We start from the raw sequence: 20,547 nt of genomic DNA, 5'->3' as shown, positions 1-20,547 counted from the left end.
GTCCTGGACGGGACCGCTATCGGTCGATTTTGAAAAGAAAGGAGGTTACCCTAAAGGTGGAGAACGCCCGGAAGAAGCCGGAAGGAAAATCTCCCTCGGCGGCGGGTTGCATCCAGCAAGAAGAGTTGTTCGCAATCCGGGGAGAAACAACTGCGGAAAAGGCACAGCGGCGAAGAGCGGCTCGAAACCGGTCTTTTTTGATTCGGACGGTCTCGACCTTTTGCTTAATACCTGAAAAAACTTTGATTCCTGGCACTCCCCCAACGGATGGTGATGGTCCTTTTCCTCCGGGGTAATTTTCGCGCAGTGCGGCGGTTGCGCCGCTAAGTCGGAGTGTCCATGCAGAACAATATGAATATGATGCCGCTGACCGTCATCATGGGGGCTGTGCCAGTCGGCGTGCAGGTGCAAACCGTTGGGCAAAAACGAACCAAACAGGTAGGCAGCCCCCCCAAAAACCGCCCAAATCTTGTTTGCCGGAAACCTGAAAGTATTACGCATTTTCCCTCATGCTAAGTATCGGTCTTAAAATATGAAACTTTCATTCCGAAAACAACCATTACCGAATTTGCCGCCATGCTCAAAACAGCCCGCCATGCCTGCATGGGATGCCCGGTAATCACTTGTCGCCGGGCCATAACCGGATTATATTTTGCTTGAGCCGAAGTGGTGGAACTGGCAGACACACGGTGTTCAGGGCGCCGCGCCCACAAAGCGTGCGGGTTCGAATCCCGCCTTCGGCATGGAATTTGGATACAGGCTCGGTATTCGGTATATGGGGGATAAAATAGGGCTTGTAAAGTTGCTTTTTGATAGCATATTTCGTATAGCTTATATGAACGTTAGGGGATTCTCAAGCTGGTTTTTTGCCGTGCTTTTGACCGTACCGACGGCCGAGGCCGCCACGCCGCTGGACAAAATTGACCAGGCGCAGGCGCAAGGAAAGCTTTCCGCCGAGCGGGCCATTCTCTTGAAAGCCCAAGTGCTCAAGAGCGCTGAAGTCCTTCCAAGCGAATACCGTTCGGACCATTCCCTGCCGGAGCGGTGCGGCACCCGGGTCACTTCCGAGATTCTCGAAAACTGGGATTCCTATTCAATTGAAACCCGGCAAGCGCTGCGTGAAATAATGGCACGGCCGGTGCAGCATAAATCCATTTTTAGTCCGGACGGTTATTTTGAGATACACTACGACACGGCCGGCCCGCACGCCGTACCAACGGAGGATGGGGATGCCTCCGGCACGCCGGATTACGCCGATAATCTGGCCCGCTACGCCGACTCTTCCTACCGAACACAGGTTTTACAGATGGGTTATCTACACCCGCCGCCGGACGGAGACGGCAGGTACGACATCTATACGCTGAACCTGGGCGCCGGCCTGTACGGCTTCTGCGAACCGGAGTCCCCCGGCCCAGCCCCTTGGACCGATTACACCAGCTTCATCGTGGTTCATAATTCCTTTATCGGCTTCCCCCCAAACAACGACCCGGAGGGGGCTCAGAAAGGGGCGATGAAAGCCACTATCGCCCATGAATTTCATCACGCCGTTCAGTTTGCGTACAACGCCAGCACCAGCGGGCGGCTCTGGTTTATGGAAGCCACCTCCACTTGGATGGAGGAGGTCGTTTTTGACCCGGTGGATGACAATTACAATTATCTTCCCGTTTTTTTTTCCGAACCGCAGACTCCCCTGACCAACACGGGCATCCACATGTATTCGAGCTTCATCTGGAACCAATACCTGGCGCAAAACTTCGGTCCGGACATAATCCGCCAGGCCTGGCAGGAAATCCGTTCCTTTCAGGCCGCCGCCGCCCTGGACCGGGTGCTGCAGACCCGCTCCACGAGCCTGGGCCGGGAATTTTCCAGCTTTGCTCTTTGGAATTTTTACACGGGTAGCCGGGATGACGGCCAGCATTACGAGGAAGGGAGCTTTTACCCGGAAATGATCCTGCACCAGAATTCCGGAGACCCCCCGATTACCGGCCGCTCCAGCGCGATTTTCGCCCTAGCCGCCCAGTATGAAAGTTTTCCCTCCGCCGATTCCATTGAGAAAGCGCAACTGACGTTTGCCGGCCGTTCCACCGGCGTGTGGGGGGCGCATGTGATCCTGCACAATCCGGCCGCCATCCGGGCCTATCCTTTTAATCTGGTCGCCAACAACCAAGGGGACACCATCTATTACGGACTTGACTCCTTTCCGAGGGTGGTTCTGATTGGCGCCCAGATAAAAACCGCCCAGCTTACCGTCTCCGAGTACTTCGATTACAGCTACAAGGCTTTCCCCTTCTACATTCTGGGTGATTTGAACGAGGATCTGGCCGTGACCGTGGAGGATGTCGTTTTCCTGTCCAACTGGGTGTTCTTGGCCATCCCGCCGCCCGAAAACCGGCCGGAGGCCGGGGATTTGAACTGCGACGGCCTGTCAGGGCCGGCTGACGTGGTTTCGCTTTTGAATTTCGTCTTCCTTTCGCTGCCGTTCAGCTGCTGACGGCAACTTTCGTTTCCCAGAAAAAATCTCAATTATTGGTTGATTGCCGCCGATGGTAACTATATACTTCGGGATGGAAACCTAAAACCAAAAGGAAAACGAGTGAACGAAGAAATAGACGCCGACATCGGATCGTTGTCCGTTGAAAAACTGAACCGGCGGCTGGCTGTTTTGCACCAGGCCCGCAACTACCGGGAAACGGCACGGATTTTTTTGGAAATTCTTTGGGAAAGCCATCCCCCGGAAGCGATCTGGGGGGGGATTGTCCCCCAGTCCAAGGGGGGGCTTGCTCTTGCAGCGTGGGATTTTGACAAGAAGGAACTGTTTTGGAAAAGTTTGAGTCCCGAGCGCCGGGAGTTGTTGCGACCGCTTCTTTCGAAGACTTCGGCGAAACCGGAAGCGGCGCCGGTTGAATTGGCCGAGGAGCTGACCCGCTGGGGTTGTCCGGAAACCGTGCGGAAGGCGGGCGTTCCGCTGATACCAATCCCCGGCTCCTCCGGGAACATCGGCTTTTTAATCGGCTCTCTCACCGACCTGCTTCCGGAGGAAACCCCTCCTCTGGAACGGCTGCTTTTGACGCTGTTCGGGCTGCAGCTGGAGGCGAACCGGAAAGAGGAACAGCTGAAATCGGAACAACTGGGGCGGGAACTCCTGTACCAGACCGGCAAAGTGTTGGCTGGCTCGCTCGAACTTTCCGAGGTTTTGGAAGTGATCATGGATGCGCTGAAGGTTTTGATTCCCTACGGCGCCGCCGGCGTTTTTCTGATCAACAAGCAAAAGCAGGAAGTGGAGGAAATCGCCACGCGGGGGTACGACCCCTCCATGGAAAGCGATTTGAAGCTGAAAATCGGACAGGGGCTCATCGGTTGGGTGGCCAAGACTGGTCAACCGGTGATCGTCCCGGACGTCCGCCAGGACAGCCGCTACGTGAACGCCCGGTTGGAAACCCGTTCGGAAATGGTAGTGCCGATTGTCTCTAGCGACCGGGTGATCGGCGTTTTCAACCTCGAGTCCGATTTCCCGGACGCCTTTCGCGAGGAGGATTTGCGGCTTCTGGCCGACTTTGCCGCGCAAGCGGCGCTCTCCATCGAGCGGGCCCAGCTTTTCGCCGAGCGGGTGGCCAAACGCCGCTTGGAGGGGGAATTGGTCATCGCCCGGCAAATCCAACAGTCCTTCTTCCCCCAGCGGATACCGGAAGTGCGCGGTTTTGACTTGTACGGGGCCAACGTTTCCTCCTCCGAAGTGGGGGGCGACTACTACGACTTCATACCGATCGTCGAAAATCAAATCGGCATCGCCGTCGCCGACGTTTCGGGCAAGGGGATTCCGGCAGCCTTGATCATGGCCGCCTTCCGCGCCAGCCTGAAGGCGGAGATCCGCAACAACTACGCCATCCGCACGATCATGGCCAAAGTCAACTCCTTGATGCACGAGTCCATCGAGGCCGGTAACTACGTGACCGCTTTTTACGGTGTTCTGGACTCCCTGAAAAGAGTCTTCACCTTCTGTAACGCCGGCCACAATCCCCCCCTAGTGCGGCATGCCGACGGCCGACGGGAGTACTTGACCAAAGGGGGGGTGGCTCTGGGAATTTTTTCCGACTCCGCGTACAAGGAAAAGCCGTACCCCCTCCACGCCGGCGACCTCCTCATGTTTTACACGGACGGCGTGACCGAAGCCCGCAATGAAGCGGACGAGGAATTCGGCCTGCCGCGGCTGGAGCGGCTCGTAGATGAAAATCACGAGAGGTCCGCACGGGAGATCTACCGTGCGGTGGAAGAGGAGGTGACCCGTTTTCAGAACCAGCGGCGCCAGGATGATTTTACTTTGATTGTGTTGAAAGTTTTGTAATTTCCCGCCGTGGCTTGGAAATTGAAACCGAAGGCACTTCTGCTTTTGCTTTTTGTCGTGCTCCTCTGGGGGGATGCCAGCTTCTACTTCACCATCTACGCCCCCAAGTATTTTCAACAGGCGCGGGACGGCGCTGACTGGAAAACCGCTTCCGGCGGGCTGGTGCCGACCAATATCCGCCCGGACGGCCCGGCCGACCGGGCCGGACTGATCTTGACGGATACCCTGCTTGCCGCCAACGGGGTAAGCATCTCCAACGATGGAACCCTGCAGGAAGTATTGGATGCCGTTCCGACCGGCGGGCGGGTGATTTTCACGGTACGGAGAGCCGAACAGCTCATCCGGCTGGAGGTCGAGCCGGAGCGTGATCTGACCGGACTGATTTTGCACTGGCCGCTTAAGTTGGGGGGATTCCTGTACATTTTCTTAGGCCTTTTGGTTTTCGTCAAAAAGCCGGAACTCCCCACGGCCCGCGTCTTTCTTTTCTTCGCCAGCGTATCCGGCTCCCTTTTGGCGATGAGCTGGGTGAACACTGTTGGAATGGACGATCGGATCCGGTTTGCCTACAACCTGTGGATAATCTTTAACATTTGCTTTGTGGGGGCCTTCGCCCTGGATTTTATGCGTCGGCTGATGTTTTTCGCCCCCCCAAACACCCCCGCCAAAGTGCTTACCCGTTTGACCTACCTGCCAGCCCTTTCGGCCGCCCTTTTTTACTTTCTTCCTCTGGCCTTCGCGTTTGCCAAGGGAAAATTTGAATGGCCAGCATCCGGCCTTTGGCCCCACTTTCAGCCTTACGTGATTCCCACCCTGTATGGGATTTACCTCGTTTGGTTTATTACCGAAATATCCCTGCGGATTCGGAAAAAGGAATTCGTGTTAAACCCCCGGCAGGGAGCTTGGCTGCAGTGGGGAATGGGACTGCCCATGTCGATTTTCGTTATTTTTGGAATAATTCTTCCGGCTTTTTTCAACAACTCCCTTCTGCGCTGGAGCTTGCTGGGTCTCATTCCGCCCCCGATCATACTGACTTATTTGATCCTCAAGGACAGAATGATGGATGTCGGCGTGGTTGTAAAACGCTCACTGATATATGCCATTTTAAGCGCGCTTTTAATCGGGTCCTTCGTGGTCTTGGTGATGGCCGCCAGCCAACTGGTGGTCTTTTTGACCGGACAGGAATCCCAAGTGGCGATTTTCGCCGCCGCGCTCTTGACGGCGGTGGTGGGCAACCTGTACCGGGAGCGGGTGCAAAATTATCTGGATCGGAATTTTTTCAAGGACCGTTACAACTATCAAAAAACGCTCTTGGAATTTTCCAGGGAGCTTTCCAGGCTGGAACGGCTCGATACGCTTCTGGCCAAAATTTCCAAACAGTTCGTGGACACCCTGCACGTGACCAACTGCCTTCCGTTCATTTTGGACCAAAAGACCGAGAGTTATGCAATGGTCTCCCCGTATGGACTGTCCGATCCAGTCTTGGAAAAAGTACGCTTTTCCGGCTTGGAGTTCGGGCTGGCCACCTTGCTGATAAAGGAAAGCCGCCCCCTTGAGTTGTATGATTTGGAAACCAACCCCCTTTTCACCCATCTGCCGGTGGCGGACAAGGTCGCCTTGAAAAAAATGGAAAGCGCCTTGGCTGTTCCGCTTTTGTTGAAGGATAAATTAGTGGGGATGCTGCTTCTGGGGAATAAAAAGTCGGGGGATCATTTCAACTCCGAGGATATCGATTTTTTTGCCGCTTTTTCGGTCTCACTGGCAGTGGTGGTGGAGAACGCCCGGCTGTACAAGGAGGAACTGGAAAAGCACGAGATGGAGCGGGAGCTGGACGTCGCGCGGCAGATTCAGGAGCGGCTGGTGGCCTGCTGCCGGCTGCCGGAGATCTCCGGCGTGGATGTCGCCACCACCTATTTGCCTTCCAAACAGGTTTCCGGCGATCTTTTTACCGTACTCCCGGCGCGGGGAGGGCAAGTGGCTCTGGCCGTGGGGGACGTGGCCGGCAAGGGGGTGCCCGCTTCCCTTTTGATGGCCACGGTGCAATCTTCGCTGACCACCCTGGTCGAGCAGAAGTTCTCGCCGGTCGAGATTATGCAGCGGCTGAACCGGCTGGTGCAGGAAAACACCGAACCCCAGCATTTCGTCACCTTCTTTTTGGGGTTTTTTGACACCAACAACCGGTGTTTGACCTATGTGAATGCCGGCCACAATCCCCCGCTCTATTTTCCCCCCGGCGGCAAACCGAAGGAGCTGACGGAAGGAGGGCTTCTTTTGGGGATTATGCCGGAGGTTCGCTATGAAGCGGGGGAACTCTCCCTGCAAAAAAACGCCCCGGTGGTTCTGTACACGGACGGGGTCACCGAAGCGGAGAACCATTCGGAGGAACAATTCGGTACCGAACGGCTGTCGGAGATTGTGGAATCGAACCGGCAGCTTCCCACCAAGGAGTTAGGTGAGCGAATCCTCTCTGGCCTCCGGAGTTTTTGCGACGGACGGGAACTGGGGGACGACGTCTCACTGGTGATACTGAAAGCTGTATGAACCGGGCCCTAACCGTAGATCTATGGGACACACTGATCTATGATGTGCCGGAAGTGGACGACGCCCGCCGGGATTTACGCCTTCTTGAAATCGGAAAAATACTGCAAGCGGCCGCCGGCTTCGATTATCAGAAATCACGGGAGCGGATGCGCGCCGCTTATGAGACCACTTGGCAATGGCTGGAACAAACCTGGCAAACCGGACAGGAAATTGTCCCATCCGAACAGTTGAGGCTGTATCTGAATCTCCTGTTTGAGGACAAGACTCCCAACAATTTGCCCGAACCCGAGCTTTTGACCGCTTATTTAGAGCCAATTCTGGTGCATTCCCCTTTTCCGATGCCCGGCACTCGGGACGTGTTGTTAGAACTGAAACAAAGGGGCTGGAAGCTGGGCCTGATTTCCAACACCGGCCGCACCTCCGGCGTTTACCTGCGGCGGCTTTTGCAAAAGCATGGCGTTTTCGAGCTCTTCGACACCTTTTCATTCTCCGACGAATTCGGCCGGCGCAAACCGGATTTGGCCATATTCGAAAAGACGTTAGAGGCACTGGGTATAACACCCGAGCGGAGCTTTCATTTGGGGGACAGTTGGCAGGCGGACGTCACCGGGGCACAGAAAGCCGGTTTGACTCCCCTTTGGTTCTGCCGCATCGGGGCGTACGCTTCCGACCCAAATGTCCGACAAGTCAAAAATTGGCCCCAATTGCAAGTTCTGCTTCAAGATTAAACCAGATGGCCTTGACGCCACAATCTGTGCAGCGGCAAAAGGTCTTAGAGGCGCTCGTCTGTGCCTTCAAAACCGTTCCGGACGTGGAAGGTGTCTTTCTCGGCGGGTCGCTGGCGAACCGGAACCGGGATCGCTATTCCGACATCGACTTCGGCATCGCTACAGAGAACAGCGCCAAAGCATTTTTCAACGTCTATGGCTTAAGACGCCGTCTGATGGCCGCTGTGGGGACACCCGTTGCCTCTCTTGACCGGGGCTGGGAACATTGCAAAATGACCGCTGCGCTTTACAGCAAAAATCGGTTTCCTCCCATTGGGCTTGAGATCGATTTCATCTTCAGCCAGTTGCGCTTCGTCTCGGAGCAGATGCCCGACTCGGATTATAAGATTCTCTTCGATCGAAACGGAAAGCTCAAACGAGTGTTGGCAAAAAGCCGCCTGAGAAATCGATCCAGAGACATCGAACGGCAGCTCGGCCGTCATCTGAATTGGTATCCTTTCTATTTACACGATGCCCTAAAGGCGGTCAAAAGGAGCGATGTTTTCCAGGCGCAGTCGCTGCTCGAGGAAATGCGAAAGCTGGTCTTCTTTGCCGCTGCGACCCTCAAAGGCGAACAGGTGTACGGCTCTAAATGGGCCTACCGGCACTTGACCCGCCATCAAAGAGCGACCATTGCAAAATCCTACCTTCTGGCAAACGAAAAAAGCATCCGCGAAATAACAAGGGTTTATCTGGAATGTTTGTGTGGGCTTCAATCGAAGCACAGGTTGGCGAAAAACCTGAAACGCCTGCGGACAGCTATCGGGTCCCTCCAGTGAAAAGCGATTTGGGTGAAGGAAACCGTTTTTCGCCCGCCCACTTGATTTTTTTCCTCGCTAACTTGCACATCGCCCGCCGAAGTGTATTTTCAGAGCGGTGAAGGAAGGATTGGACAAACCATGCGCATCGGGGTCCTGACCGGAGGCGGGGACTGCCCCGGCCTGAACGCCGTCATCCGCGCGGTCACCCGCAAGGGGTTGCGGGAGAACTGGGACATTTGGGGCATCGTCGAGGGATGGCGCGGGTTGATGGGGGATGGCTGGTTCGAACCCTTGCGGCTGGAATCGGTCTCCGGAATCCTGCGCCGGGGGGGGACGGTTTTGCGCACCTCCCGCGACAACCCCTTTAAAATCCCCAACGGCGCCGATGAAGTACTCGCCAACGTCAAAAAAAACAGGCTTGACGCCCTAGTGGCCATTGGCGGCGAGGGGACGATGAAGCTGTCCAAAAAGTTCTTTGATATGGGCATCCCCCTCGTAGGGGTTCCGAAAACGATTGACAACGACATCTGGGGCACCGATATGACCTTCGGCTTTGACACCGCGGTCAACACGGCGATGGAGGTCATTGACAAGCTGCACTCCACGGCGGAAAGCCACAACCGGGTTTTGGTGGTGGAGGTGATGGGGCACTACACCGGCTGGATTGCCTGGGCGGCGGGGCTCGCTTCCGGGGCCGATTTGATCATCATTCCGGAGCACCCCACGGGGGTCAAGGAAATCTGCCAAGTGATCGAAGCCCGCTTTGCCCGGGGAAAATATTTTTCGATTGTGGTGGTGGCGGAGGGGGCCAAGATCTCCTTGGAAAAGGACAAACCGGGGGACTATATTTGGCAGCCCGGAACGGACGCCGCCGGACATCCCCGGCTGGGGGGGATTGGCGAGGTTTTGGCCCGAAAAATCGAGGAGCTGACCGAATTTGAGGCCCGGCCGGTGACTTTGGGATACATCCAGCGGGGGGGGTCCCCCTCTGCGTTTGACCGGATCTTGGCCAGCCGTTTCGGCGTTTTTGCGGTAGAAATGATTAAGTGGAAAAAATTCGGGTATATGGCCGCCCTGAAAGGAACCGAAATCGTCGCCGTGCCGCTGGAGGAGGCCGCCAAACAGCTGAAAACCGTACCGGAAGAGTATTATAAAACCGCCGAGGTGTTCTTTGGATAAACGCGTTCGAATCCTTTTTTTCGCTCTTTTTTTCACGCTGATTGCAACGGCCGCCGTCAAGGCCTCCAATCTGGCCATCCGGCTGGGGCTCTGGCATTTGACCAAGCCGGATTTTACGACTGACCCCAGTTTTACCCAAAACCGCCAAAAAAACTTTTTTTACAGCGAGGCGACCTTGGAAAACCAATTAAACCGCTTTCTTTCTTTGGATATAAGTCTGGGAACGCTTTTCCGCGGAACCATTCGTTACCAGTCCGCCTCGGGCAGCCGTTTTGCAGGCAGTGCCAACGTGCTGCCGGTAAGCTTGGGCCTGACTTTTTACCCCATCCCCGTCCCGACCGGCATCCAGCCCTACCTGCGGGGAGGGGGAACGGTGGCCATCGGCAATTCCAATTCAGGCAACGTGACCGGCATCGACGTTTCGGGGAATCCGATTCTGGACTCCAAAACCCGGGTAACGGCGGGGTTCTTCGGGGCGGCCGGGCTGAAGCGGAGAATCGTTTCGAAGGTAAATTTGCTGGCTGAGTTTGGCTATCACCAGCTGCGCTTTTCCGGTCCCGTGGCCGGCATTTCCAACCATTCTGGATACAAGATTTTGGCCGGCGTCAGCATCAATTACAAATAATATTGGAGGAAGAATGAAAATCGCCATCAACGGTTTTGGAAGAATCGGCCGGCTGGTCCTGCGGGCCGGATTGGAGAACCGTAATCTTGATTTTGTCGCTGTCAATGACATCACAGACGCCAAGACGCTGGCCCATCTGTTGAAGTACGACTCCATTCACGGCCCCTTGGAATCGCCGGTCAAAGCGGAAGGGAGCACCATCATCATTAACGGCAAAAAAATTGAGGTTTTTTCCGAAAAGGATCCCAAAAACCTTCCCTGGAAAAAACTGGGAATCGACATCACCGTGGAGGCCTCCGGTAAATTCACCGACCGGGAGGGAGCCGCGCAACATTTAACGGCCGGGGCCAGAAAGGTTTTAATCTCCGCCCCGGCCAAGGGGCCCGACGTGACTTTGGTTCTGGGGGTGAATCAGAAAAACTACGACCCGGTCAGGCATAATCTCGTCTCCATCGGCTCCTGCACCACGAATTGTCTCGCCCCGGTGGCCAAGGTATTGGATGATAACTTCGGCATCGTGAAGGGGTTCATGAACACGGTGCACGCCTTTACCAACGACCAAAGAACACAGGACCAGCCCCACAAGGATTTGCGCCGGGCGCGGGCCGCCTCCCTCTCCCTCATTCCGACCACGACCGGCGCGGCCAAAGCCATCTCGGAGGTTTTGCCCGGCTTGAAGGGGAAGCTGGACGGCATTGCCGTGCGGGTGCCGGTGGCGGATGGATCGCTTCTGGATTTGACCTGCGTTTTGGAAAAGGAAACCTCGGCCGAAGCGGTGAATGCGGCGATGAAAAAAGCGGCCGACGGGGAATTGAAAAACATCCTCGAATACCAGACCGACCCGATTGTCTCCGCCGACGTGGTTGGTAACCCGCATTCCGCCATATTCGATTCCCTGTCCACGGCGGTTATCGGCAAAAATCTGGTGAAAGTACTGGCCTGGTACGACAACGAATGGGGCTTCTCCTGCCGGATGGTGGAAACACTTGAGTTGATGGGAAAAAACTTTGCCGACTGAAACCGCCGTCACAAACAAGCTGACTATTGACCGGCTCCAGGTCAATGGAAAGCGGGTTTTGGTCCGAGTGGACTTCAACGTGCCGGTTGACAAGGGTGAGGTGACCGACGCCACCCGCATCAGGGAATCCCTCCCCACCATTCAAAAACTCATTCACGACGGCGCAAAATTGATTTTGATGTCCCATTTGGGCCGCCCCAAAAAAGGGCCGGCGCCGGAGTTTTCGCTGGCCCCTGTGCGCAAAAAGCTTTCCGATTTTTTGGGCCGGCCGGTGGAATTCGCCCCCGACTGCATCGGGACGGAAGCGGAAGCCAAGGCCAACGGCCTGAAAGCAGGCGAAGTTTTGCTTCTGGAAAATCTCCGTTTTCATCCTGAAGAGGAAAAAAATGACCCCGAATTCGCCAAAAAGCTGGCCCGGCTGGGGGAAATCTACGTCAACGACGCCTTCGGCACCGCCCACCGGGCCCATGCCTCCACCGAAGGGGTGACCCGCTATTTCGAGAAACGGGCGGCCGGATACCTGATGCAGAAAGAGCTTAAATTCCTCGGTCAACTTCTTTCCGAACCGGAGCGGCCGTTTGTCGCCATACTCGGGGGCGCCAAGGTTTCCGACAAAATTGCCGTAATCGAAAACCTCCTTCCCAAAGTCGATAAACTCTTGATTGGCGGCGGAATGGCCTACACGTTCATGGCCGCGGAGGGGAAGAAAGTCGGCAATTCGATTTTGGAGCCGGAGCGTTTTGAGCTTGCGCGGATGCTTTTGCAGAAGGGGAAGGACAAAATCGTTTTGCCGGAGGATTCGATGGTGGCGCCGGAAGTGAAACCGGACATCACCGTGCAAATCTATCCCTCCGACGAAATCCCGGACGGCTTGAAGGGGCTGGACATCGGCCCCAAAGCGGCTGAAAAATTTTGTGCGGTGCTGGACAAGGCCAAAACGGTGCTCTGGAACGGCCCGATGGGGGTTTTTGAGGTCCCCCCCTTCGACGCCGGAACCAGAAAAATCGGCAAAAAACTGGCCGAAATCAGCGCCCGGGGTGCCATCACGGTGGTCGGCGGAGGGGATTCCGCCGCCGCCTGTGTTAAATTTGGACTTTCAGACAAAATGTCCCACATCTCCACCGGCGGCGGGGCTTCTCTCGAATTCCTTGAAGGGAAGATCCTGCCCGGCGTGGCTGCCCTGTCGGACGCTTAGGGTTTAAAATTTTCAACTCTCGCAAAGAATGATTCGTCCCCGTCTTGTCGCCGGCAATTGGAAAATGAACACGACTCCAAGCTTGGCCCGCGACCTTGCTTCTGCCATTGCACGCTATGCGCCCGAATTTCCACCGGTCGAAGTCGTTCTCTGCCCCCCCTTCACCTCCCTTGCGGCCGTTTGGGAAGCGATTAAAGGGACCACGATTCGTCTCGGAGCTCAAAATATGCATTTTGAAAGCGAAGGCCCTTTTACCGGCGAGATTTCCGGCTCCATGCTTCTTGGTTCAGGTTGTTCAGTAGTTATTATCGGCCACAGCGAGCGGCGCCAACATTTTAGCGAAACGGACCAAATCATAAATCGGAAGCTGAAAAAAGCCCTGGAACTTGGGCTTATCCCAATTTTCTGCCTGGGTGAAACGCTGGCCGAACGGGAAGGCGGCCGGACTTTTGAGGTTCTGCAACGGCAATTAACGGGAGGGCTGGATGGGCTCAATTTTAAGGAGAAAAATTTAATTATCGCCTACGAGCCGGTCTGGGCCATCGGCACGGGGGTGAATGCCACCCCCCAGCAGGCCGCGGAGGCGCACCGCTTTTTGCGCGAGAAACTTTCCGCCCATGTCGGTACTCCCACAGCCCAAAAATTGCATATATTATATGGCGGCTCGGTAAAGGCCGAGGTTGCCGACGGGCTTTTTGCCGAGGAGGAGATTGACGGGGCTTTGGTCGGCGGAGCGAGTTTGAAGGCCGCCGAGTTTGTGACGATAGTTAAAAAGGCAAAGTGAGTTAAGGAGGTTTTGTGTACACGCTGTTGATTATCTTGCATATTATCGTGGCGGTTTGTTTGATTATTTCGGTTTTGATGCAGTCCGCCAAAGGGGAGGGGCTGGCGGGGGCTTTTGGAGGCGGGACTTTTTCCTCCACCGTATTCGGCGGGCGGGGGGCGGCCACCTTTTTGGCCCGGGCCACGGCCATTTTGGCTCTGGTTTTTGCCTTGACTTCCGTTGGTTTGACCATGATCAAACCCAGTTCCAGTGCCGAAAGCGCCGTGCAGAAGGCGGCCGGAACGATTCCGATGCCCCAACAGCAAGCACCGGTGAACGTCCAGCAGGGACCGGATGCCCAGCCGGCGGCGGGCCAGCCGGCCGAGCCGAACGTTTTCGACCCGAACGCCCCGGGCAGCCAGAAACCGACCGAGCAAAAGTCCGCGACTCCGAAGTAATTCATCTGCAGGGCGGTCGTTGACCTCCCCTTCGGCTCCGGTTAAAGCGAGGTTTTAATTCCTCCCCTCAAGGGGAGGGAAATTCCATAAGGGTTGCTCTTTTCTTTAAAATTTGTTTACATTTGAGGGGCGCTGAAAGGATTTTGCCGAAGTGGTGGAACTGGCAGACACACCATCTTGAGGGGGTGGCGCCGTGAGGCGTGCGGGTTCGAATCCCGCCTTCGGCAGTTTATTGGCGGCAGTGAAAAGCCCCTCTACTAAGTAGCTTTTTGTCTATTGCTTCCCGATTAAAATCCCGTATTTTAGTTCTGATGTCGCCACAGAAATTTTTCCGTAAAACCGAATCGTTTGTCGTTATCGGTGAATAGGGACGTATGGACCGCAATTTAGGGCTGGAGTTGGTGCGGGTGACGGAGGCAGCGGCTTTGGCTTCCGCCGGGTGGATGGGGAAAGGGGATGCCCATCAGGCCGATGATGCGGCCGTGGAAGCGATGCGTAAGGCCTTCTCCGCCATACAGTTCTCCGGGGTTGTGGTTATCGGTGAAGGGGAGCGGGATGAAGCCCCGATGCTTTACATAGGGGAAAAACTGGGGAACGGAAAACCGCCCAAAGTGGATATCGCCTTGGATCCTTTGGAATGCACCAATTCGGTGGCCTTTGGCCGTTCCAATGCCCTATCGGTCGTGGCGGCGGCCGAGCACGGGCATTTCCTGCACGCCCCGGACACCTATATGGAAAAAATTGCGGTAGGCAAAGAAGCGGAGGAAGCGATCGATTTGTCCAAATCGGTGGAGGAAAACTTAAAAAACATTGCCGACGCCAAAAAACTGCCGGTGGAAAACCTGACCGTGGTGGTCCTGGACCGCCAGCGCCACGAGGAACTGGTGCGGCGGGTGCGCAAACTGGGCTGCCGGATTCATTTGATTCCGGATGGGGACGTTTCCGCCGCCATTGCCACCGCCCTGCCGGACTCCGGGGTGGACGTGCTTCTGGGAACCGGGGGGGCGCCGGAAGGGGTTTTGGCGGCGGCGGCTTTGCGCTGTTTGGGAGGGGGGTTTCAGGGCCGATTGGTTTTCAGAAACGAGGAGGAAATCAAGCGGGCTAAAAAAATGGGGGTAAAAAACGTGAACAAAATTTACACCTGCGAGGAACTGGCCCGGGGGGACAATATCATGTTCGCCTGCACGGGGGTGACGGACGGGGATTTGCTGAAAGGGGTGCATTTCTTTCCCGGAGGGGCGGAAACGCATTCCCTGGTCATGCGTTCCAAAACCGGCACCCTGCGATTTATCACCACCCGGCATCTGTTCGACCGGATGCCGGACTACGAATGAAAGGAAAAAACCATGCAGCTTAGAATAACCGCGCGCCATTTCGACCTGAATGGGAATTTGAAGGAATTCGCCGAAAAAAACTTTGCCAAGCTGGAGCGCTATTTTGAAAATATCGTCGATTGTCACTTGATTTTGACCAAGGATCGCTACCAGCAAGTGGCCGAGGGGACCTTGAAGGTGTACGGCACGCTCATCACCGCCAAAGTGGCCACCAACGACATGCAGGCCTCGATTGAAAAAGTGGCCGAGAAGATGGAAAAACAACTGAAACGGCACAAGGAAAAGCTGAAAATCAAAGATCAGAAGAAACTAAACCAGTTAAAAACGGAGGCGGGCAGGGCGGCCGACACGGAGGAAGAGGAAGAATGAACTCTTTGACGGTCGAGACCCTTTACAGTGAAAAAAAGGAGTATCTCGAACTGTCAGTTTTGACCGGTAATTCCGGCCTTTCCCGTCCGATTTTAAACAACGAGATTCACCGTCCCAGCCTGGCTTTGGCCGGTTTTACCGAACGGTTTGCCTCCAAACGAACGCAGATTCTGGGAGAAACGGAAATCGCCTTTTTGACCAGCCAGCCGCCGGATAAAAGGCGCGAGGCCTGCATGCGCCTTTTTTCCTTCAACTTGCCGGTGGTCATCATTTCCAAGGGATTGTCCCCTCCGCCGGAACTTTTGGAGGCGGCCCAAAAGACCGACACGGCGCTTTTGAGTTCCAAGCTGACCACCACCGAGTTGGAAAGCCGGCTCTCCGTCTTTCTGGACCACGCATTTGCCCCCACCACCACTGTGCACGGATCGCTGGTGGACGTCTATGGGGTGGGACTTTTGTACACGGGAAAATCCGGCGTGGGGAAAAGCGAAACCGCGCTTGATTTGGTGGAGCGGGGACACCGCTTGGTGGCCGACGATATGGTGCGCATCATCAAAAAAGCACCGGAAGTCATTGTCGGAACGGGGTTTGAGCTGTTGGGCCACCACATGGAAGTGCGGGGTATTGGAATCATCGATATCGAAAAACTCTTTGGCATCCGCTCCATCCGGTTGCAGAAACGGATTGAAGTGGAGGTCCGGTTGACCATCTGGTCGGAGGAGGAGCAATACGAACGGCTAGGCCTGGAGGAAAAACACACCACCATTCTGGGGGTGGAAATTCCGGTGGTCACCATTCCCCTCTCCCCCGGAAAAAATATTACCGTGATTTCCGAAGTGATCGCCATGAACCACATGCTGAAAGTGTATGGCGAGAATACGGCGGAGGGGTTCGCCCAAAGGCTGTCGGAGGAAATCCACCGCCGCAAAATGACCACACGCTACCTCGAAAGCGATTACGAGTAACCCTTTTAGTGTCGATACCATAAGGGGGATATGAGCCCAAAAACAGCGGAATGGAAGGTGGGGCTGGTCATCCTGGCCGCCATCACCTTGTTGATTTACGGAATCATCTGGATACGGGGAACCCGCTTCGGCCAGAAGACCTATTTCATGGCCGTGGTGTTTCCGAACGTCGGCTCCCTCTCTACGGGGGACCCGGTCTCCGTCTCCGGCGTTCTGAAGGGAAAGGTTCGGAAAATTGAGCTCTACCGGGGGGATGTACTTGTGCATTTCACCTTGGAAAACGACGTGATTCTGAAAAAAGATGCCCGTTTTACGGTGATGAACATCGGACTGATGGGGGAGCGGTTCGTTGCGGTGGAAACGGGGAAATCGGACACCCTTCTGCCGTTGACCCCTTACCCCCGCGGCTTTTACGACACCGGCATTCCGGAAGTGATGGGAATGATGGGACGGATGATGGACGAGGTGAAACAGTTGGTGGAGGCGTTGCGCGGCTCCATCGCCTCGCCGGGATATTTGGGAAAACTTACCTCCATCGTGGAACAGGCGGAGGAAACGAGTAAACGGCTGAATCGAATGTTGGCCAAGAATGAAGGGAAGGTTAACAACGCGTTTGATGACCTTTCCCGCGCCGCCAGCCAGTTAAAAACCACAATAGCCAAAAATGCCGAGTCGTTCGACTCCACCCTTGACAACCTGCACACCGCCTCGCAGAAGATCACCCCGCTGGTGGAGGGGCTCGATTCGCTCCGGCTTTCCTTCCGGCGCATTTCCGAACAGATAGAAAAGCAGGAAGGAACCTTGGGCAAACTGGTGTACGACCGCACGCTGTACGACCAGATGCGCAAAACCACCCGGGATTTGGATTCGCTGATTCTCGATGTCCGGCGCAACCCCCGGCGTTATTTGACGATTAAAGTGTTTTAATGCCCCACTCGTTTTACTTCGCCGTCCACAACCACCAACCGGTTGGAAATTTCGACCCGGTCATTGAGGATGCGTTTGAAAAGGCCTATCTCCCCTTTTTGCGGCTGGTTAAAAAATTCCCGACATTCAAGTTTGCCTTGCACAACTCGGGTATTTTGTACGAGTGGGCCGAAAAGCGAAAGCCGGAATTCTTCAACCTCATAGAGGAACTGCTGCACCAGAAACAACTGGAGCTTTTGGGGGGCGGTTTTTACGAACCGATTCTCCCTTCCATTCCTGAAACCGACCGGCTCGGGCAGATTTTGAAGATGTCGGACTATCTCGAAAAGCGCTTTGGCGTCCGGCCCAAGGGGCTTTGGACAACGGAGCGGGTTTGGGAACCGAATCAGCCCAAGACATTGGCCGAGGCGGGCATTGAATACACAATGCTGGATGATACCCTTTTTAAATATGCCGGGTACGACGGCCCCTTAACTGCCGGCCCGCTTTTGACCGAAGACGAAGGTCGTTCAATCTACGTTTTCCCGATTCTGAAGGAACTGCGCTACAAAATTCCCTTCGCCCCGGTCGAGGAGGTGACCCATCGGCTTTTTACCCAGCCGGAAAACCCAAAAAACTGGGTCTATGCCGACGACGGTGAAAAATTTGGCGTCTGGCCGAAAACGTTTGAACATTGCTACACGAATGGCTGGCTGGAGCGGTTTCTGGCGGAAGTCACGTCCCATACCAATTCGCTGGAAATCAAATTTTTCAGCGAAGCACTAACAGCACAAAAGACCGTCGAGCGTATTTATCTGCCGACTGCCGCATACGAGGAGATGCTGGAATGGGCGCTACCGCCCCGGCTGCAGCTGGAGTACGAAGCGGTCAGGGAGCAAATCAAGCTGACCGGCCACTGGGAAAAGGCCGCCCCCTTTTTCCGGGGCGGCTTCTGGCGAAATTTCTTGGCAAAATATCCGGAAGCAAACCAGATGCATAAGAAGATGCTTTTTGTAAGCCGCGGGTTGAACAAATTAAGGAGTAAACCGAAAGTTCCCAAGAAGGAATTTAAAGAGGCCGAAAACCTGTTATTCAAGGGCCAGTGCAACTGCCCTTATTGGCACGGGGTCTTCGGCGGGGCGTATTTGACCCATCTGCGGGCGGCGAACTACGAAGCCCTGATTGGGGCCCAAAACATTCTGTACGATTTGGAGAACAAAAAACCAGTGGTTGCCGTGGAAGAAGCTGACTTCGATGCCGACGGCCAGAAAGAAATTATTATTGAAACACCGGCGATTTTTTGTGTAGTGGACCCTCATCAAGACGGTTGTATCATTGAACTCGACTTTAAACCCAAGCGTTTTAATCTGCAGAACACGTTCACCCCCTATCCAGAGGCGTACCATAAAAAGTTGGGGCTTTCCGGTTCCACCTCGCCCGAACTGGCCACCATCCACACACACGTAAAAACGAAGGATAAGGATCTGGAAAAATACCTCCCGTGCGAGGGGGAAGCGATTTACCCCAATTGGAGCTTTCGCGAGCATATCGATGGTCACCCGTTTCATCTCTCGTACGAGCGCAAACTTGAAAAGCGGGAAACCTCCACCGCTGTTTTGCTCAAGGGAGCCGAACCGGCCGGTCTTTATATAGAAAAGCGAATATCCCTTGGAGCAAGTCGGCCTCGGCTGCGCTTTGAATATCGTTTGGAGAATACGGGGGCGCAAAAGCGGGAGTTAAAGTTCGCAAGCGAGTTCAACTTTAATTTTGAGGCGCCCAGCGCCGCCGACCGGTATTTCAAAATTAATGGGCAAAAACCCTCGCGACCCACGCTGGAGACCGAAGAACAACTTGGCAATGTAACCACTGTTGAAATGGTGGATGAATGGCGCAAACTGGCGGCTCGGTTCCAGTTTGAGCAGCCGGTCAGTTTTGAGCGCCACCCCATTTTCACGGTTTCGCTCTCGGAGGGGGGGGCGGAAAAGACCTATCAGGGTTCCAAGCTTTTGTTTGGATATCCCCTGCAATTGAAAGCCAAGCAGGTTATCGAATTGAATTTCGGTTTGGAACTGCTTTCCCTTTAGCTTAATTCTTCTTTACTTTCCCTTATGCCATTGGGTCTTTACATTCATTTTCCTTTCTGCTCTAAAATCTGCCCGTATTGTGATTTCTACGTCCTGCGGGAGTCGGAGGCAAAACGGGCCGCTTTTCTGCCCTATTACGAAAAAGAGTTGAAGCTGCTTTCCGAGAAAAAACCGGAACTTTTCAGCCAAAAACTGGGAACGATTTACTTTGGCGGCGGCACCCCTTCCCTTCTGGAAACGGAACAGTTGGCCGGGCTTTTAAAGCTGATAGAAAGTCGCTTCGACGTTTCGGATGACGCCGAAATCTCGCTCGAAGCCAATCCAAACGAACTTTTGGGAAATAAACCCAAAGAGTTTAGACGGCTTGGCATAAACCGTCTTTCCATCGGCATGCAAAGCTTGAACGATGCCGAGCTAAAACTGCTCGGAAGAGAACACTTCCCCAAACAAGCGGAAGAATCAGCTCAAAATGTTAGAAAGTCCGGTTTTGAGAATTTTAATATCGACTTGATTTTCGGCGTTCCCGGCCAGACGATTGAGGGCTGGCGGCAAACCTTGGAAAAGGCGGCCAAATGGCAGCCCGCGCATGTTTCGACTTACAGTTTAACCATCGAGGAACGAACCGTCTTCTATAAACTGCAGCAGGGGGGAAAGCTCGTGCTGCCACCGGACGAGCTTTGTCAGGAAATGTATTTGACGGGCATTGAATTCTTGGAACAAAACGGTTACGAACAGTATGAGATTTCCAATTTTGCCCGCCCCGGATTCCAATCCCGGCACAACCTAAACTATTGGCGAAGGAAGAACTATTTAGGCCTTGGCCCTTCCGCCCATTCTTTCTTTAAGAACCAGCGCTGGGCTAACGTCCGCAGTTTGCCTATCTACCAGCGCCGGCTGGATGCGGGAGAATTGCCTCTTGAATTCGAGGAAACCATCGACCAAAAGAAGGCCGTCGACGAGGTGCTGCTTTTGGGTTTGCGGCAAAAGGGTGGAATCCGCCTAAACGATCTTAAAAATGAATTCGGATATGACCTTGAAAAGGAAAAACAAACATTGCTGAACCGGCTGGCGGCCCAACGCTTCGCCCACAAGGAAAACGGCCAGCTGCGGCTTACCCCATTGGGGTTTTATGTTTCAGATCGGATAATTGCGGAACTTTTTCCGTAACTACCCCGACGGATTTCTCCGATACTAAGAATAGAAAGATGAGGCGACATCCTGTCTTTGATTGGCCGGATAATAT

General features: G+C 54.7%; 17 protein-coding genes and 2 tRNA genes. All 19 read left to right on the top strand.

The features are described 5' to 3' along the window. Positions 1-660: 660 nt before the first annotated feature. The 19 genes from VNL73_09065 to hemW all read left to right on the top strand — a co-directional run bounded on the left by VNL73_09065 (position 661) and on the right by hemW (position 20,471). Positions 661-743, top strand: a tRNA-Leu gene (locus VNL73_09065). Between the two features lie 92 nt (positions 744-835). Then, positions 836-2,491 (top strand): MXAN_6640 family putative metalloprotease, encoded by a 1,656-nt coding sequence (locus tag VNL73_09060; protein HXF49555.1) that lies wholly within the window; start codon positions 836-838, stop codon positions 2,489-2,491. Between the two features lie 102 nt (positions 2,492-2,593). After that, on the top strand, positions 2,594-4,342 hold the full coding sequence (locus VNL73_09055) for a GAF domain-containing SpoIIE family protein phosphatase (GenBank protein HXF49554.1): 1,749 nt from the start codon (positions 2,594-2,596) through the stop codon (positions 4,340-4,342). A gap of 21 nt (positions 4,343-4,363) precedes the next feature. Next, entirely contained in the window at positions 4,364-6,880 is a 2,517-nt protein-coding gene (locus VNL73_09050) for a SpoIIE family protein phosphatase (GenBank protein HXF49553.1), read from the top strand. Continuing rightward, a complete protein-coding gene (locus tag VNL73_09045; protein HXF49552.1) occupies positions 6,877-7,608 on the top strand; it encodes an HAD family hydrolase in 732 nt (243 codons plus the stop codon). Before VNL73_09050 ends, VNL73_09045 begins: the two co-directional genes overlap by 4 nt. Positions 7,609-7,613: 5 nt before the next feature. Further along, positions 7,614-8,426, top strand: coding sequence for a nucleotidyltransferase domain-containing protein (locus tag VNL73_09040; GenBank protein HXF49551.1), 813 nt, complete (start codon positions 7,614-7,616; stop codon positions 8,424-8,426). 120 nt (positions 8,427-8,546) lie between these two features. Further along, on the top strand, positions 8,547-9,587 hold the full coding sequence (locus VNL73_09035; GenBank protein ID HXF49550.1) for an ATP-dependent 6-phosphofructokinase: 1,041 nt from the start codon (positions 8,547-8,549) through the stop codon (positions 9,585-9,587). Further along, positions 9,580-10,212, top strand: a complete 633-nt coding sequence (locus VNL73_09030) for a hypothetical protein (GenBank protein ID HXF49549.1) — start codon at positions 9,580-9,582, stop codon at positions 10,210-10,212. Before VNL73_09035 ends, VNL73_09030 begins: the two co-directional genes overlap by 8 nt. A gap of 13 nt (positions 10,213-10,225) precedes the next feature. Then, positions 10,226-11,230 (top strand): type I glyceraldehyde-3-phosphate dehydrogenase, encoded by a 1,005-nt coding sequence (gene gap, locus VNL73_09025; GenBank protein ID HXF49548.1) that lies wholly within the window; start codon positions 10,226-10,228, stop codon positions 11,228-11,230. Beyond that, on the top strand, positions 11,220-12,425 hold the full coding sequence (locus tag VNL73_09020) for a phosphoglycerate kinase (GenBank protein ID HXF49547.1): 1,206 nt from the start codon (positions 11,220-11,222) through the stop codon (positions 12,423-12,425). Before gap ends, VNL73_09020 begins: the two co-directional genes overlap by 11 nt. A gap of 28 nt (positions 12,426-12,453) precedes the next feature. Then, positions 12,454-13,209, top strand: coding sequence for a triose-phosphate isomerase (tpiA, locus tag VNL73_09015; protein ID HXF49546.1), 756 nt, complete (start codon positions 12,454-12,456; stop codon positions 13,207-13,209). A 14-nt stretch (positions 13,210-13,223) separates the two neighbouring features. Then, complete coding sequence (gene secG, locus VNL73_09010) at positions 13,224-13,646, top strand: preprotein translocase subunit SecG (protein ID HXF49545.1); 423 nt, start codon at positions 13,224-13,226, stop codon at positions 13,644-13,646. 145 nt (positions 13,647-13,791) lie between these two features. After that, positions 13,792-13,873, top strand: a tRNA-Leu gene (locus VNL73_09005). Between the two features lie 147 nt (positions 13,874-14,020). Next, positions 14,021-14,980 (top strand): class II fructose-bisphosphatase, encoded by a 960-nt coding sequence (gene glpX / locus VNL73_09000; protein ID HXF49544.1) that lies wholly within the window; start codon positions 14,021-14,023, stop codon positions 14,978-14,980. Between the two features lie 12 nt (positions 14,981-14,992). After that, positions 14,993-15,349, top strand: a complete 357-nt coding sequence (gene raiA / locus VNL73_08995; GenBank protein HXF49543.1) for a ribosome-associated translation inhibitor RaiA — start codon at positions 14,993-14,995, stop codon at positions 15,347-15,349. Continuing rightward, positions 15,346-16,314 carry an HPr(Ser) kinase/phosphatase gene (hprK, locus tag VNL73_08990; GenBank protein ID HXF49542.1) on the top strand — a complete coding sequence of 323 codons (969 nt, stop codon included), beginning with the start codon at positions 15,346-15,348 and terminating at the stop codon, positions 16,312-16,314. Before raiA ends, hprK begins: the two co-directional genes overlap by 4 nt. Before the next feature lie 30 nt (positions 16,315-16,344). Further along, positions 16,345-17,241 (top strand): MlaD family protein, encoded by an 897-nt coding sequence (locus VNL73_08985; protein ID HXF49541.1) that lies wholly within the window; start codon positions 16,345-16,347, stop codon positions 17,239-17,241. Next, the gene (locus VNL73_08980) at positions 17,241-19,304 is read left to right on the top strand and encodes an alpha-amylase/4-alpha-glucanotransferase domain-containing protein (protein ID HXF49540.1); all 2,064 of its coding nucleotides are present in this window, start codon (positions 17,241-17,243) and stop codon (positions 19,302-19,304) included. Before VNL73_08985 ends, VNL73_08980 begins: the two co-directional genes overlap by 1 nt. Before the next feature lie 24 nt (positions 19,305-19,328). After that, positions 19,329-20,471, top strand: coding sequence for a radical SAM family heme chaperone HemW (hemW, locus tag VNL73_08975; protein ID HXF49539.1), 1,143 nt, complete (start codon positions 19,329-19,331; stop codon positions 20,469-20,471). Positions 20,472-20,547 lie beyond the last annotated feature (76 nt).

The organism is Verrucomicrobiia bacterium (assembly GCA_035574275.1).
GTDB lineage: Bacteria > Zixibacteria > MSB-5A5 > DSPP01 > DSPP01 > DSPP01.
The sequence above is the reverse complement of the archived record's forward strand: the minus strand, read 5'-3'. Positions and strand labels throughout refer to the sequence as shown.